This window comes from Spiroplasma endosymbiont of Dasysyrphus albostriatus (assembly GCF_964019495.1).
GTDB lineage: Bacteria > Bacillota_I > Bacilli_A > Mycoplasmatales > VBWQ01 > Spiroplasma_E.
The window spans coordinates 1,187,573-1,202,897 of the sequence record NZ_OZ026447.1 but is presented as its reverse complement, the minus strand read 5'-3'; the positions used below and the strand labels follow the sequence as shown (position 1 = coordinate 1,202,897).

At 22.6% G+C, this 15,325-nt stretch carries 17 protein-coding genes and 1 pseudogene; 8 read left to right on the top strand and 10 right to left on the bottom strand.

Annotation, left to right across the window (positions count from 1 at the left end; all coding sequences use genetic code 4):
- Positions 1–379 precede the first annotated feature (379 nt).
- The 8 genes from AACL11_RS07305 to AACL11_RS07270 form a co-directional block, all read right to left on the bottom strand.
- Positions 380–997, bottom strand: a complete 618-nt coding sequence (locus tag AACL11_RS07305; RefSeq protein ID WP_252319415.1) for a ribonuclease HII — start codon at positions 995–997, stop codon at positions 380–382.
- Positions 998–1,203: 206 nt separating this feature from the next.
- Complete coding sequence (ylqF, locus tag AACL11_RS07300) at positions 1,204–2,112, bottom strand: ribosome biogenesis GTPase YlqF (RefSeq protein WP_338987110.1); 909 nt, start codon at positions 2,110–2,112, stop codon at positions 1,204–1,206.
- An 85-nt stretch (positions 2,113–2,197) separates the two neighbouring features.
- Positions 2,198–2,563: a 50S ribosomal protein L19 gene (gene rplS / locus AACL11_RS07295; protein WP_338987109.1), complete on the bottom strand. Its 366-nt coding sequence runs from the start codon at positions 2,561–2,563 to the stop codon at positions 2,198–2,200.
- Positions 2,564–2,566: 3 nt separating this feature from the next.
- The gene (gene trmD, locus AACL11_RS07290; protein ID WP_252319421.1) at positions 2,567–3,328 is read right to left on the bottom strand and encodes a tRNA (guanosine(37)-N1)-methyltransferase TrmD; all 762 of its coding nucleotides are present in this window, start codon (positions 3,326–3,328) and stop codon (positions 2,567–2,569) included.
- Positions 3,321–3,836 (bottom strand): ribosome maturation factor RimM, encoded by a 516-nt coding sequence (rimM, locus tag AACL11_RS07285; protein WP_252319423.1) that lies wholly within the window; start codon positions 3,834–3,836, stop codon positions 3,321–3,323. The genes trmD and rimM overlap by 8 nt, the downstream gene beginning before the upstream one ends.
- A gap of 1 nt (position 3,837) precedes the next feature.
- A complete protein-coding gene (locus AACL11_RS07280; RefSeq protein WP_174481612.1) occupies positions 3,838–4,077 on the bottom strand; it encodes a KH domain-containing protein in 240 nt (79 codons plus the stop codon).
- A gap of 31 nt (positions 4,078–4,108) precedes the next feature.
- The gene (gene rpsP / locus AACL11_RS07275) at positions 4,109–4,483 is read right to left on the bottom strand and encodes a 30S ribosomal protein S16 (RefSeq protein WP_308699597.1); all 375 of its coding nucleotides are present in this window, start codon (positions 4,481–4,483) and stop codon (positions 4,109–4,111) included.
- A gap of 260 nt (positions 4,484–4,743) precedes the next feature.
- Positions 4,744–5,616, bottom strand: coding sequence for a hypothetical protein (locus tag AACL11_RS07270; protein WP_252319438.1), 873 nt, complete (start codon positions 5,614–5,616; stop codon positions 4,744–4,746).
- 1,103 nt (positions 5,617–6,719) lie between these two features.
- On the opposite strand from AACL11_RS07270, the gene AACL11_RS07265 reads away from it, so the two are divergent.
- Together AACL11_RS07265 and AACL11_RS07260 are read left to right on the top strand one after the other, a co-directional pair.
- On the top strand, positions 6,720–7,697 hold the full coding sequence (locus AACL11_RS07265; protein ID WP_252320580.1) for a hypothetical protein: 978 nt from the start codon (positions 6,720–6,722) through the stop codon (positions 7,695–7,697).
- Between the two features lie 182 nt (positions 7,698–7,879).
- Positions 7,880–8,161: a hypothetical protein gene (locus tag AACL11_RS07260; protein ID WP_338987105.1), complete on the top strand. Its 282-nt coding sequence runs from the start codon at positions 7,880–7,882 to the stop codon at positions 8,159–8,161.
- A 30-nt stretch (positions 8,162–8,191) separates the two neighbouring features.
- On the opposite strand, the gene AACL11_RS07255 is transcribed toward AACL11_RS07260, so the two are convergent.
- Positions 8,192–9,385: an IS256 family transposase gene (locus tag AACL11_RS07255; protein ID WP_338988501.1), complete on the bottom strand. Its 1,194-nt coding sequence runs from the start codon at positions 9,383–9,385 to the stop codon at positions 8,192–8,194.
- 51 nt (positions 9,386–9,436) lie between these two features.
- Here AACL11_RS07255 and AACL11_RS07250 point away from each other — a divergent pair.
- From AACL11_RS07250 to AACL11_RS07225, 6 genes and pseudogenes are all read left to right on the top strand, one after another.
- Positions 9,437–10,226, top strand: a protein-coding gene (locus AACL11_RS07250; RefSeq protein ID WP_281747819.1) for an IS5 family transposase whose coding sequence is annotated in 2 segments (ribosomal slippage) — positions 9,437–9,697 and positions 9,699–10,226 — 789 coding nt in all. Because the reading frame shifts where the segments join, the coding sequence is not laid out codon by codon here.
- A 77-nt stretch (positions 10,227–10,303) separates the two neighbouring features.
- Positions 10,304–11,093, top strand: a protein-coding gene (locus AACL11_RS07245) for an IS5 family transposase (protein ID WP_422397926.1) whose coding sequence is annotated in 2 segments (ribosomal slippage) — positions 10,304–10,572 and positions 10,571–11,093 — 792 coding nt in all. Because the reading frame shifts where the segments join, the coding sequence is not laid out codon by codon here.
- A gap of 134 nt (positions 11,094–11,227) precedes the next feature.
- Positions 11,228–11,992 carry a TIR domain-containing protein gene (locus AACL11_RS07240; RefSeq protein WP_338987103.1) on the top strand — a complete coding sequence of 255 codons (765 nt, stop codon included), beginning with the start codon at positions 11,228–11,230 and terminating at the stop codon, positions 11,990–11,992.
- Between the two features lie 508 nt (positions 11,993–12,500).
- Positions 12,501–12,731 carry a hypothetical protein gene (locus AACL11_RS07235; RefSeq protein WP_338987099.1) on the top strand — a complete coding sequence of 77 codons (231 nt, stop codon included), beginning with the start codon at positions 12,501–12,503 and terminating at the stop codon, positions 12,729–12,731.
- Positions 12,732–12,768: 37 nt separating this feature from the next.
- Positions 12,769–13,559: pseudogene (locus AACL11_RS07230) on the top strand (IS5 family transposase).
- Between the two features lie 134 nt (positions 13,560–13,693).
- Positions 13,694–13,963, top strand: coding sequence for a TIR domain-containing protein (locus AACL11_RS07225; RefSeq protein WP_338987102.1), 270 nt, complete (start codon positions 13,694–13,696; stop codon positions 13,961–13,963).
- On the opposite strand, the gene AACL11_RS07220 is transcribed toward AACL11_RS07225, so the two are convergent.
- Entirely contained in the window at positions 13,960–14,973 is a 1,014-nt protein-coding gene (locus tag AACL11_RS07220) for an IS3 family transposase (RefSeq protein ID WP_338986622.1), read from the bottom strand. The genes AACL11_RS07225 and AACL11_RS07220 overlap by 4 nt on opposite strands.
- Positions 14,974–15,325: the final 352 nt, after the last annotated feature.

Sequence of the window (15,325 nt, the reverse complement as noted above, 5' to 3'; positions counted from 1 at the left end):
TTATTTCCACTACACTATTTATTAGAAAATATTAGCAAAGGCATTATTAACAATAATGCCTTTCAAAAAATATTAAATAAAAATATAATAAATAAAATAGAAAAAATCTATAAAAAATATCAAGATTTTGACCATGATTTTCAAAAAAGATTCTTTTATTTAGAAGTTGCCTATAATATTACAACACCTACAAGCCAATTAGAAAAGAATTTACAAAAACATGGACTTCAATCATTTAAAAATATTTTGATAAATCAAGGAACTAAACCAATTAAAGAAATTTTTAATATTCAAAATAATAAAATATTAGCAACAGATATAAATAAATTAGATAATAACTTATTACCAGTAAATAATTGTAATAATAAAAGTTTCTCTATTATATAATTCCGCTATATTTTTTAACGGGCGCACAACTAATACGATGAATATCACAAATACCATAATTTTGTAATGCTATCTGATGATTTTTTGTATAATACCCTTTATGATTTTTAAACCCATAATTAGGATATTGAGTATCATAATCAATCATAATTTTATCTCTTACTACTTTAGCAATAATCGAAGCGCTAGCAATATTAAGTGATTTTTGATCACCTTTAACTATTGCTTCAACTTTTCCTAGAAAATTAGGAAATTGCGGTTTTTCAAAATCAACTAAACACACATCAGGTACTATTTTTAATTTATTAAATGCTTCTATCATTGCTAAAATACTAGTCTGCTTAGGATTATGAATATTAACAAATTGATGACTTTTAATACTAACAGCAACTGTTAGTGCATTATCAATTATAATTTGATACATTGCTATTCGTTGTTTTGCTGATAATTGTTTTGAATCTTTAATTAAAGGATGATTAAAGTTTGGTTTAAGAATAACGCTTGCAACAACAATTGGTCCTGCAATAGCTCCCCTTCCCACTTCATCAAAACCAGCAATTAATGTTCCTGATGAATAATTATCAATTTCGTATCGTAAACTACTTTTCATGTTTTAAAATCTTAGAACCTGTTTGGAATCTTTTTAATAAAATTATGCTAAAACAAGGAATAATCATTTATAAATACTTATTTAATTTTCATTTTATTTTCTTTTTTAATTTCTGGTTAAAAATATTTTATAATTTAATCAGTTGTCAACTAAAAATTTATTTTTTTACTATAAAATAAAATTTATAATATTAATTTAATTAAAAATTAGTCAAAAAAGATTCCAAACAGGTTCTTAGGTGGTATTTCAAATGAAATTAATCCTAGTTTCCCTACTTGTAAATCATTAATAAATAAATTCATGGCACGATGAGTATTATCTTCATCATTAGCCAATTTTAAATGATATTTTTGTGCTAATTTCTTAAAATAAAGAAATAATGTTTCATCATTAATATTTTTAATTTCAAAATTAATATTATAATATTTTACTAATCTTTCATAATAATTCTCAAGTAAAAATGTTAAAGCAAAATTAGCCATTTCTTCTAAAAATAAATGTTTAACAGGAATTGCTTTAATTAAAGCTAAAATCATTACTACTTTTTGATCATTCATTTTTGGTGGTAAAATACCAGGACTATCTAACAAATCAATCGTTGGATTTAATTTAATTCATTGTTGACCTCTAGTAACACCAGGTATATTAGCAGTTTGTGTTACTTTACGTTGTAATAAATTATTGATAAATGTTGATTTACCCGTATTTGGTAATCCCATAATTAATACCTTAATTTTTGGATTAACAATACCTTTTGCCAATTCTTTTTCCATTTGTGGTTCCATTAATTTAGTAATTAAATTTAACAACTGCGGTTTCATTTTTGTAGTTAATGATTTTGCCAATAAAACAGAAAAACCTTGACTTTCAAAAAAAGTAACTCATTCTTTAGTAAAATTATCATCTGCTAAATCAACTTTGTTAAGAACAATAATTCTTATTTTTTTCTCTAATAAACGATCTAATAAAGTACTTTTTGTTGCTAATGGTGCTCGTGCATCTAAAACTTCAATTGCAACATCAATAATTGGTAACTTAGTTTCAATTGCTTTAATGGCTTTCATCATATGACCAGGGAATCAATGAATTTGATTATGGGTACTTTCATTAGGCATTTTTTTAACTCCTTTAATACATTTTATTATTATTTTATATCAATTTAGAAAACCACCATTGATTTTAATAACGGTGGTTTAATTATTATTTAACGGGTTTTACTGTTTTAATTTCTTTAATTCTAGCAGCTTTACCGCTTAATTTACGTAAGTAGAAAATACGTGCTCTTCTTACTTTACCCTTACGAATAACGTTAATTTTATCAATTAATGGTGAATGTAAAGCAAATGTTTTTTCGACACCTTTACCACCAACAGTTTTACGAACAATAACATTTTGCGTAATTCCTGAACCTTTGCGAGCAATAACTACTCCTTCAAACATTTGAATATGTTCTTTTTTTTCTTCTTTAATTTTAGAAAAAACTTGGATTGTATCTCCAGATTTAAAATTAGGAAGATTATGATTTAGTTGACTTTCGCTAACTAATTTAATAATTGCATTTTGCATGTTTTATTTCTCCTTTCGTTTATTTTTTTTAACTGAAGATTTATATTCTTCAATTATTATTTTATCTTTTGCAGATAATTGATATTTTTTAAATAAATCAATTCTTTTTTTATAAGTATTAATTAATGCTTGTTGATGACGATATTCTGCTATCTTTTCATGGTGACCACCAATTAAAACTTCTGGAACTTTCATACCTAGTACTTCTTCTGGTCTTGTATATGTTGGATAATCCAATAATGAGTTATTAAAAGAATCATTAAGATGAGATTGATGTTGAATAACATTAGGAATTAACCTAGTAATACAATCAATAATAACCATTGCTGGTAATTCACCACCAGTTAATACATAATCACCAATTGAAATCTCTTCATCAATATAAGACATAATGCGTTCATCAATACCTTCGTAATGACCACAAACTAAAATATAATTAATATTTTTTTGACTATATTTATAAGCTAATTGTTGATTTCATTGTTGACCTTGTGGACTAAGTAAAATTGTTTTAGCCTCAGGATATTTAAGTTTTACGCTATTAATAGCATTAATTACTGGCATTGCTTGTAAAACCATACCATTGCCACCACCATAAGGAGCATCATCAACTTGTTGGTGTTTATTATTAGCAAAACTTCTAATATCAATAATATCAATGCTAATTTGTTTTTTAGTAATAGCTCGTTTGATGATTGATGTTTGCATAAAATCATTAAAAGCATTGGGAAATAAAGTTATAATTGTGAATTGGTTTTTAGTCATTATTAATTAATCCTTCAATAATATTAAAATAAACTTTTTGTTCTTCTTTATTAATTTTATTAATAAATACTTTATTATTAGGAATAAAAAAGGTTTTTTTATTAGTCATTTTTATTTCTCATAAACCTTGATGATTATTATCTAAGAAAGCAATAACTTTTCCTAAAAAAGCATTATTATTAGCATCAAATGCTTCATAATTTAGAATATCTTCATAAAATCAAGGTAAGTTGTCATTAATTATTTCTTCAGTATTAATAACTAAATTTTTATTTTTCATACCTTCTACTAACTCAATAGTATTATAATTTTCAAATGTTAATAATAAAAACTGCTTATGATTTCTTACTCTTGAAATAATTAAAGGTGTTAGTTGTTTAGTTTCTTCTAAATAAACTGTTGTTTTTTCTTTTCATGAAAATTTATTACCATAATAATTACATAAAACCTTAACTTCACCAATAAGACCATGAGTATTAACAATAGTACCTAACTCTAAATATTTCATCTTAAAACTCATTAATTACTAATTTAATAGTATTGTTTTCTAAATATGCTTTGCTTTCAATAATTGTTGATAATGCACGAATAGTATTTCCTTTTTTACCAATCAATACTGATATTAATGATTTTGGTACCATTAATATTAAATCATAGTGATTTTTTTCTACTAATTCGCGAATCTCAACTTCACAAATTTTATCAAGTAAAATTGGTTCAATTAAACGTTCTAACAATGTTACATACATATTAATTAATCACTTGTAGCATATTTTAATATTAAGTAGCGGGTGCTTCTTCTTTTTTAATAGAATCAGTAGTAGCAGTTTTTTTATTTTTTACAGTAACTTTTTTTGTTATTTTTTTAGGTTTGCTACTTTTTCTCTCTTGTCTTAAATTATGAAATTTAGTCATAATTCCTTCTGCTGATAATAAACTACGAACAGTTTCTGTTGGTTGAGCACCATTTGATAAAAATTTTAATGCTTTTACTTCATCAATAGTTACTTGTTTTTCTTTGCTTGTTGGATTATAAGTACCTAATTTATCAATATATCTACCATTAAGTTTTGTTCTTGCATCAATCGCAACAATTCTGTAACTAGGTTGCACTGATTTACTTTTTCCTGTTGGTATTAAGCGTAATTTAACCATAAATTACCTCCTTCTATTAATTTGTGGCAAATAAACCTTTTTAATAATATCTTATTCACATAATGATGTCAAGTTAAAATACTTAACAGATAAAAAGATTTTAAAATAATAATTTCTTTAGTTTTACTAAGTTACATATTTTTTCTAAATAAATAAGTTTTTCTATTAAAAACACTTACTGATGTAAGTATTTAAATAATTTATTTATTAATATTTAATTATTAAAATTAACAATTATTTTAATAACTATATTTATCTATTTACATTTTTGGCAAAATTGGTTTACTAAAAATACTGGTTGATTGAGAACTTACATCATCATCATTAATAAATGGATTTAATTTTTCTGGATAAGAAGATTCTTCACTATCGCTACTTGCATTTGAATCAAAACCACTATCTTGTGAACAAAATGAACTTCTTTTTTTACTTAGTACTTCAATTGCTTCCTCTGCAATTTCACATTCAGGTTCATTATTAGCTTTTTCACTGAGCATTTTTTTAAATTCTTCTTCTAAAATGTCAACTTCTGCAAGAACACTAGTTATTTCAAACATATTTTTCTTTAGTTTTTCAATCAAAATAGTAGTTTTTTCTTGTTTTAGTTTTTCATTTTCTAATTCTTTCCCTTTTATCAATTCTTCATTATTAATTTTATAATTTTCTAATTCTTCTTGTTGAACTGTTATTTTTTTATTTCAATCTCAAAAACCAAAAGTAATAATTTTTAAAAAATTATTTTTTCATTTAGTAATTTTTTTATTATTTAAACTTGCAATAATAATACTATATTTATTATTGACTACTAAATAATTATCAATAGTCTGTTGATTTTGATCTAAAATTTTGGCAATTTGTTCTATTTCATATTTATAATTTTCCTGATATTTTTTCTTAGTTTTTATTATTTCTTCTTTTAAAAAAATAAAAAAATTGTTATATTTTTGTTCTTCTTCTATAGTTATATTAAATAATGAAAAAATATTGTCTAATTTTTCAATTAATTCATTATATATTTCTATATTTTCTCTTATTTCATGATAATAATATTGTTGCATCAAATCTATACTATTAATATTATTTGTATTTAAAGTTTTTATAAACTTATTTATATTAACTAAATCATTTATCATTCTTCTTTACCTCTTATTTTTTTTATTAATAAACCCATTTACTTAAAAAAAGCAATGGGTTAAAAACTTATATTAAACTTAATAATTATATTGTACATATTATTTTTTGTTTTACAAAATTTATTTATTTTTCATAAAATTAGTTTTTTTTACTCTTATTAAAGTCAAAATACTATAATTTTAATAATCTATTTTATAATTAATTTATAGTAAAAAATGCTTTTAATTAATAATTATCGCTAATACTAAAGTTTTTTATTACAATTAATAATAATTTCCAAAAAGAAGAAGTTTCAAATATTATGTGTTAGAATAAGAATACAAGATTCACACTATCACATCTTGTCCCATAAGTGTTTAACTAAGTTTTTGATTATAAAATTAATATTTAAAAAATTAGAAAAAATATAAAAGTTTATAAAAAACTTGCATAACAAATTATACTTATTTAAAAATTATTAGACTCCCTTGTATAAAGAATTTGAGATAAAATATGAGCATTACTTCAATTTTAAAGTATATGTTGATGTTATATAAATATAATAATAGTAACCTACTTTAAAATCATTAAATAATTTTAAAAATAACATTTTAGAATTTAAAGTTAATAATATTTTTTAACTTATTTAAAAAATTATTAAAATTGGTAATTTTTACTAAAATTTAAAAAAGTCATTTATAATGATAGGAGATTAAAAGAGATAACTGAATTTTAAAATATATTTTAATTAAAAGTTATCAAATTATAAAAGAAAGTTAGGTGCCAAATAATGTTAATTAATATAACAACTAATAATTGCATCATTAAAATAGAGGTTTTTTATTTCAATGTTTCATTGATGCAAACTTAACTATTGAACAAAAAAATACATTTGATTATCTAATGATTTAAAAAATTTTTAAATATTTTTTCAAGTGATTTAAAAATCTAAAGTTAATAGTCATTTTTTAACTTGTTTAAAAAAAATTATTAAAATTGATAATTTTTACTAAAATTTAAAAAAGTCATTTATAATGATAGAATATTAAAGAAGATAGTTGACCTTAAAACACTTTTTAATTAAATTATTAAAACTACAAAAAAGAAAGTTAGGTGCCAAATAATGTTAATTAACAAAACAGCTGATGAGTGTATAATTGAAACTGGCGGTGCTTTATTCCAATGTTTCGTTGATACAAATTTAACTGTTGATCAAAAAAAAATGTGTATAAATTGAATTGTTTTATTTTTAAACTATCAAGATGCAGTTATTCTTTGTGATGAAGAAAAAATTAATAGTTTACAAAAAGAACTTTCAGAAACATTCACAACAGATTATTATAAAAATGCTTTAAAAGAATTTAATAATGCAAATCTTATATATAAAAAAACTATACTTACCAATTTTAAAAACGTATGTTTGGAAAATACTTCACAAGATATTATTAATATTATCACTCAATTCCATCAGTCATTTATTAAAACAATAGATGAACATAAAAAATCACTTACCTTTTTGAATTTAAATAAAATATATGAAAATCTTTTATTATTATTTTTTATAATTCACTACCATTTAGGCTATCAATTTAAACAAGAATTAATTCCAATCATTAGAAGTTTCACTAATATGATTAAAATTCCTATTTATATTGAACAAAATGATAGTCATGTTAAAATGTTATTAATGAAAAAAATTTTGCAAGATAATGAACAATTATTTGAAGATCTCGAATTAATTCAATTGAGAAATTTTATTCATAGTTTAGATGATATATTTGCTAATGGTCTTAATATTAGTAGTGCTATTGAAAAATTAATATTAACTAGACCACATAAAATAAAACATTCAATGAATATGTTATTTAAAAAACACGGTATTAAACTACAAGAAATACTTTGAAAAAATAATAAAGAAAGTAATCCTACCATTGGTAATATGATTATGCACTTATTTGCTTATGAAACATATTATGTGCAAAGAAATCACAACTATGAAACATATGAACAACTAGTATTAAATAATGTTTTAACAGATCCTCTTTTTCAAAAAATATTTATTGAATATAAAACAAAAAATCAAATTAATAAGGTTATTTAAAAATAATGATTACTTTAATTTTTTACTTAGAAAATTAAAGTAATTTTTTTACACTTTTTTTATTTATAGATCATATATAAATATTTTTAAATATCATTATAAAATTAACTTGTCACTACTATTGGTTTTTTATCCAAAGTGACATAATTAACATTTTTTATCTCGAAAGGAACAATAATAAAATGTCAACAAATAAATATGATTTTGATATTGAAAAAGATAAAAATTGAGAACAAGCAGTAAAATGTAAAGAAAATATTTTTATTAAATGCCGAACAGAAAAAAATACTATTATATGCAAATTATTAGAAGATAAAGATAAAACAGAAATGCAACAAAATAAAGTAAAAACATTTCAAACACTATTTAAAAAAAGAACGTCAGAAAATAATAATTTATGTAATGAAAATTTAGAAAATATACAATTTGAACAAATAACTACATGAAATAAAGAGGCTTTTTAATAATCTGTGTTTCTTTGTTTTACAAAGTTACTAATTCAGATTAATTCTGTCTTCAAATTTTATCATAAAATGAGCAATTGCTGTATTTCAATTTTGAATGGGCATTGTTCATTTTTTTGTTATATTGTCAATTGCTAAATAAAATATTTTAAAAACTGACATATCGTTAGGAAAAACTTTTTTATTTCTGATGACTTTTCGTAATTGACTATTAACAGATTCAATAGCATTTGTGGTATAAATTACCCTTTTTATTTCTGCAGGATAACTAATAAAAACCATTAAATTATCTCAATTTTTATATCAAGATTTAGCAATTTGTGGATATTGTTTAGTTCATTTATTTTCAAATGATTCTAAAGCTTGCATTGCTTGTTCTTCACTACATGCAGTATAAATTGGTTTTAAATCTGCAACTAGAGATTTTCTATGCTTATATGAGACATATTTCAAACTATTTCTAATTTGATGAACAATGCATAATTGATGTTCGGTTTTAGGATAAACTAATTGTATTGCTTCTGACATGCCTGTTAAATTATCACTACAAGCAATCAGAATATCATTTAAGCCACGATTTTTCATTTCTGTGAAATTGGCTAATCAAAATTTAGAACCTTCATTTTCACTAATTCATAAACCTAAAACATCTTTTTTACCTTCTAAATCAACTCCTAAAGCTATATAAACTGATTTATTAATAATCCGTTTATCTTGTCGTACTTTAACTACTATACAATCAAAATAAACAATCGGATAAACACTATCTAATGGTCGATTTTGCCATGCTTTGACGTCATCAATAACATCATCAGTAATTTGACTAATAACACTTTCACTAATATCAGCACCATGATATAACTCTTGTAATTGCATTCTAATATCTGATAATGTCATACCTTTTGCATATAAAGAAAGAACTTGTTGATCAAAACCATCAAATCTTCTTTGTCTTTTTGCAACTATTACAGGATTAAAATTACTATTACGATCTCTTGCTACATCAATTTCAATTTTACCTTGTTGGGTTATTAATTTTTTTGAACTTATACCATTACGAGCATTGTCACTATTACTATGTTGATTCTTATCATATCCTAAATAATTTTGCATCTCAGAATTCAACATTTTTTCTACTAATCTTTTTGTTAATTCTTTATATAATCCTCCCTCTTTAAAAACTGTTGTTAAATCTTCAGTATTTTCTAAGAACCTGTTTAGAATCTTTTAGAAAATAATGTAAAATTACTATATATTTTAAAATAAGAGGTATATATGCATAAAAATTATCCAAGTCATGTTACTAAAGAACAATTTGAGAACATAAAATCAACTTTAGAAAACAGCAAAAAGAAAACAAAACCAAGAAATTTAGATTTATATGAAGTGTTTTGTGCAGTTTTATATGTATTAAAAAGTGGTTGTCAATGAAGAATGTTACCAAAAAATTTTCCAAAATGACAAACTGTATATTATTATTTCCAAATTTGAAGTAAAAACAATGATAAAGAACCTAGTGTATTGCAATTAATTTTAAAAAAAATTAGTTAAAAAGATTCGTATTAAGAATCATCGAAAAGAAAAAACTAGTTTTTGTATAATTGATTCGCAAAGTGTTAAAAATACAGATACTACTGAAAATAAAGGTTATGATGCTGGTAAAAAGATTTCAGGAATAAAACGTCATATTGCAGTTGATACGCAAGGTTTACCACATGCAATTTACATAACTACAGCAGAAAAAACAGATCGTAATAGTGCTATCATAATGATTAAAAGTGAAAAAGAAAATCTTTCTACAGTTCAAAAAATAATAGTAGATGCTGGCTATACTGGTGAAAAATTTGCTTCTGCAATCAAAACAATCATAAATGCAAATGTTGAAGTTGTAAAACGTAATGAATTACATTCTTTTGTAGTACTACCAAAAAGATGAGTTGTAGAACGAAGCTTTGCATGATTAGAAAAATGCAGAAGATTATGAAAAAATTGTGAAAGAAAACTAAATACTAGTTTACAAATGGTTGTTCTTTCCTTTATTTCAATTTTATTAAAAAGATTCTAAACAGGTTCTAAGAACCTGTTTGGAATCTTTTATAAAATAACGTAAAATGACTATATATTTTAAGATAAGGGGTATATATGCATAAAAATTATCCAAGTCATGTTACTAAAGAACAATTTGAGAACATAAGATCAATTTTAGAAAATAACAAAAAGAAAACAAAACCAAGAAATTTAGATTTATATGAAGTATTTTGTGCAGTTTTATATGTATTAAAAAGTGGATGTCAATGAAGAATGTTACCAAAAAATTTTCCAAAATGACAAACTGTATATTATTATTTTCAAATTTGAAGTAAAAATAGTGATAAAGAACCTAGCACTTGACAAGTAATTTTAAAAAAAATTAGTTAGAAAAGTTCGTATCAATAATGGTAGAAAAGAACAAACTAGTTTTTGTATAATTGATTCACAAAGTGTTAAAAACACAGATACTGCTAAAAATAAAGGTTATGATGCTGGTAAAAAAATTTCAGGAATAAAGCGTCATATTGCTGTTGATTCTCAAGGCTTACCAGATGCAATTTACATAACCACAGCAGAAAAAACAGATCGTAACAGTGCTATAATAATGATTGAAAATGAAAAAGAAAATTTATCTAAAGTTCAAAAAATACTAGTAGATGCTGGTTATACTGGTGAAAAATTTGCTTTTAAAATCAAAACAATCATAAATGCAAATGTTGAAGTTATCAAACGTAATGAATTACATTCTTTTGTAGTATTGCCAAAAAGATGAGTTGTAGAACGAAGTTTTGCATGATTAGAAAAATGCAGAAGATTATGAAAAAATTGTGAAAGAAAATTAAATACTAGCTTACAAATGGTTGTTCTCTCATTTATTTCAATTTTATTAAAAAGATCCTAAACAGATTCTAAGATTTTATAAAACTTAAAAGTTAAAAATATTACTTTTAGTGAGTATTATTTTATAATAAAGTATAAACTTATTAAAGTTTATAAAAAATATTTTTAAAATTTTAAAAAAGAGGTTAATGAATAATGTTAAAAATTTTTATTTCATATCATCATTTAAGAGAACAAAAAGCAAAGGATGAATTATCAGAATTAATTTCGCAATGTTATGGAGAATATTTTGAAGTGAAAGACGTATCTGTAAAACTAGGTGATATTGATCCGCAATTGCCTCCTAAAAAGATATTTAAAACTATTAGAGAAGAGTATTTAAAAGATTCAGATATTACTGTAGTTATTTTAGGAAAACATACAAAATGTAGAAAACATATTGATTGAGAAATTGCATCTTCATTATCAATATATGGTAGCCTCCATCGAAGGGGAAAAAATGGTTTATTAATACTTTTAACTGATGATTTTATTAAGAAAGCAAAAAAAAATTGTGATTTTAATGATAATGATTACAAAACTTTAATTAATGAACAAAATTCTACTCCAAGAATTTATGAAAATGTAATAAATAACTATGCAATCGTTGAAAGTTTTTCAAATGTAGTTTCAAATCCTTTAAAGTTAAAAAAATTACTTGATAAATGTCAAGATAAAGTTAAAACTGAAAAATTGAAAGAAAACTTTGATCTTTTCAAAGAAATAAATTTATTTGAAGAAAATATAGAAGATTGTCCAAAAAAATCTAAAAATAAACTAAATTGTTATTTTTCACAAAAACATAAATCAAAAAAATTATTTTTTGAAAAAGTTAAAACTGAAGTTAATAATAACGAACATTATTTTGAAAAACTTTTTAGTTGTGAAAATCTTTTAAAAGATTTTCAATATTATTATTAAGGTTAAAAATTAAAAAATATACTTTTTTATCAATTATTTAAGAAAATTTTATGTAATCAGAATGTTGTTTTAAATAATATTTTTAATTAGAAAAAAATAAATAATTGAATACCAATAAGAATACAGATGTATATTAGTAGTTAATTATAAATATCAAAAATATATAAAATTAAAAAGGTTTTAATTTTTTTAGTAAATAAAACTAAAAAAACTTTATTTTAGTAGTATAATAAAAATACTTACTTAGTTAAGGGTAAGTAAATATTCATTGCGGTTGGCACCTAACAGTGAATAGGAGTTACCATTATTGGTAACTCTTTTATTTTAAATAATTATTATATACCTCAAAATTTAATAATATTTAAATTATTTATATAATATGAAAATAAAAAATATTGTAAAAATTTCTAAAATTTGGTAAAAGATAAGTGTAAAACTAAATATAGTTTTTAACCCATTGCTTTGTTTGTAAGTAAATGGGTTTTATTTTACTAAGAAGGTGTATAAAATGCGTGATAATGATAAAAGAAAATCAACAACATTTCAGCGAATAATGGAAAATAATCCAGAAAATATTTTTGCTCAAACCGATGGTTCTATAAAAAAAAGACATGGAGGTTTAGCAATAAAATCTTCTAGAAGTGAAAATAGTTTAAATGAAGCAAATAATGATAGTAATGTTTTAAATAAATATAAATATAATTGTCTTAGAACCTGTTTGGAATCTTTTATAAAATAACGTAAAATGACTATATATTTTAAGATAAGGGGTATATATGCATAAAAATTATCCAAGTCATGTTACTAAAGAACAATATGAGAACATAAGATCAATTTTAGAAAATAACAAAAAGAAAACAAAACCAAGAAATTTAGATTTATATGAAGTATTTTGTGCAGTTTTATATGTATTAAAAAGTGGATGTCAATGAAGAATGTTACCAAAAAATTTTCCAAAATGACAAACTGTATATTATTATTTTCAAATTTGAAGTAAAAATAGTGATAAAGAACCTAGCACTTGACAAGTAATTTTAAAAAAAATTAGTTAGAAAAGTTCGTATCAATAATGGTAGAAAAGAACAAACTAGTTTTTGTATAATTGATTCACAAAGTGTTAAAAACACAGATACTGCTAAAAATAAAGGTTATGATGCTGGTAAAAAAATTTCAGGAATAAAGCGTCATATTGCTGTTGATTCTCAAGGCTTACCAGATGCAATTTACATAACCACAGCAGAAAAAAACAGATCGTAACAGTGCTATAATAATGATTGAAAATGAAAAAGAAAATTTATCTAAAGTTCAAAAAATACTAGTAGATGCTGGTTATACTGGTGAAAAATTTGCTTTTAAAATCAAAACAATCATAAATGCAAATGTTGAAGTTATCAAACGTAATGAATTACATTCTTTTGTAGTATTGCCAAAAAGATGAGTTGTAGAACGAAGTTTTGCATGATTAGAAAAATGCAGAAGATTATGAAAAAATTGTGAAAGAAAATTAAATACTAGCTTACAAATGGTTGTTCTCTCATTTATTTCAATTTTATTAAAAAGATCCTAAACAGATTCTAAGATTTTATAAAACTTAAAAGTTAAAAATATTACTTTTAGTGAGTATTATTTTATAATAAAGTATAAACTTATTAAAGTTTATAAAAAATATTTTTAAAATTTTAAAAAAGAGGTTAATGAATAATGTTAAAAATTTTTATTTCATATCATCATTTAAGAGAACAAAAAGCAAAGGATGAATTATCAGAATTAATTTCGCAATGTTATGGAGAATATTTTGAAGTGAAAGACGTATCTGTAAAACTAGGTGATATTGATCCGCAATTGCCTCCTAAAAAGATATTTAAAACTATTAGAGAAGAGTATTTAAAAGATTCAGATATTACTGTAGTTATTTTAGGAAAACGGTGGTTAGCCCTAATTACTGGACCATATTTTGATAGATATTTCTAAATTTTTATTTGTAATATTGGTGGTTTTAAAAATTTAGAATGTATTCTTTCATAATTATAAAACATAACATATTGATTTACATCATTAATAGCTTCATTGATTGTTAAATATTGATTTGAGTCTTTAGGCAATCATTCTTGAGATAAATGTGAAAATCAATTTTCAGATATGACATTACCGCCAATATCATATGGTTGTTTTTTGCTTAAAATTATTTGTTTGTTTTTTGCTCATTTTGTAATTTCTTGACAATAAAATTCGTTGGCGTTATCTGAATGTAAAATAACGTTTTTTATTTGATTTCAAGAAAATTGGTTGTTTATTTTTTCAAGTGCAGGAAGAATTAAATCTTGATATGATTTATTTGAAAATGTATTATAACTAACAACATTATTTGAATAAAAATCAATAATTACAAAAAGATATAGTCAACCTTCTTTGGTGTTTATTTGTTTAGTATCCATTGATCAAATTTGATTTGAAGCGGTTGTACTTTTGTAATCTTTGTTTACTTTATCCATTGTAGGTATTCACTTATTTGGATTTTTTTTGTTTTTAGGATAGTTATTTTTAGTTTGTTTTAATCCTTGAATATTGTGTTTTTTCATAATTTTTCGCATTTGTTTTGTTGATAATTCTATATTTAAAATGATATTTTTCTCTTGTTTTAATCACTCTTTAAAAGCTGAAAAAATTCTTAAATATCCATAAATTCTACCTTTTCTTGTAGAATGAAATTCGATTAAAAGTTGGCATAATTCTTGATATTTATGATTGCAATTAATAATATGATTTTTTTCTTTTTTAATAAGTTTTTGTTTATTTTTTAAAAAGTAATATGTTGATCTGTTTAATTGAAGATATTGACATAAGTTTCTAATTGAATATTGATTTTTGCAATCATCGATAATTTTAATTTTTTCTTTGATATTTAATTTGTTAATTATTAATGCTATTTGTTTAATTTTATCCATTAATAAAAATCCTTTCAGGTCAAAATTAGTGTTCATTATATAACACAATTGTTTTTAGAATACATTCAGATTTTTTAAATTAATGGTCTAGTAAAAAGGGCTAAGTGGCAACATACAAAATGTAGAAAACATATTGATTGAGAAATTGCATCTTCATTATCAATATATGGTAGCCTCCATCGAAGGGGAAAAAATGGTTTATTAATACTTTTAACTGATGATTTTATTAAGAAAGCAAAAAAAAATTGTGATTTTAATGATAATGATTACAAAACTTTAATTAATGAACAAAATTCTACTCCAAGAATTTATGAAAATGTAATAAATAACTATGCAATCGTTGAAAGTTTTTCAAATGTAGTTTCAAATCCTTTAAAGTTAAAAAAAT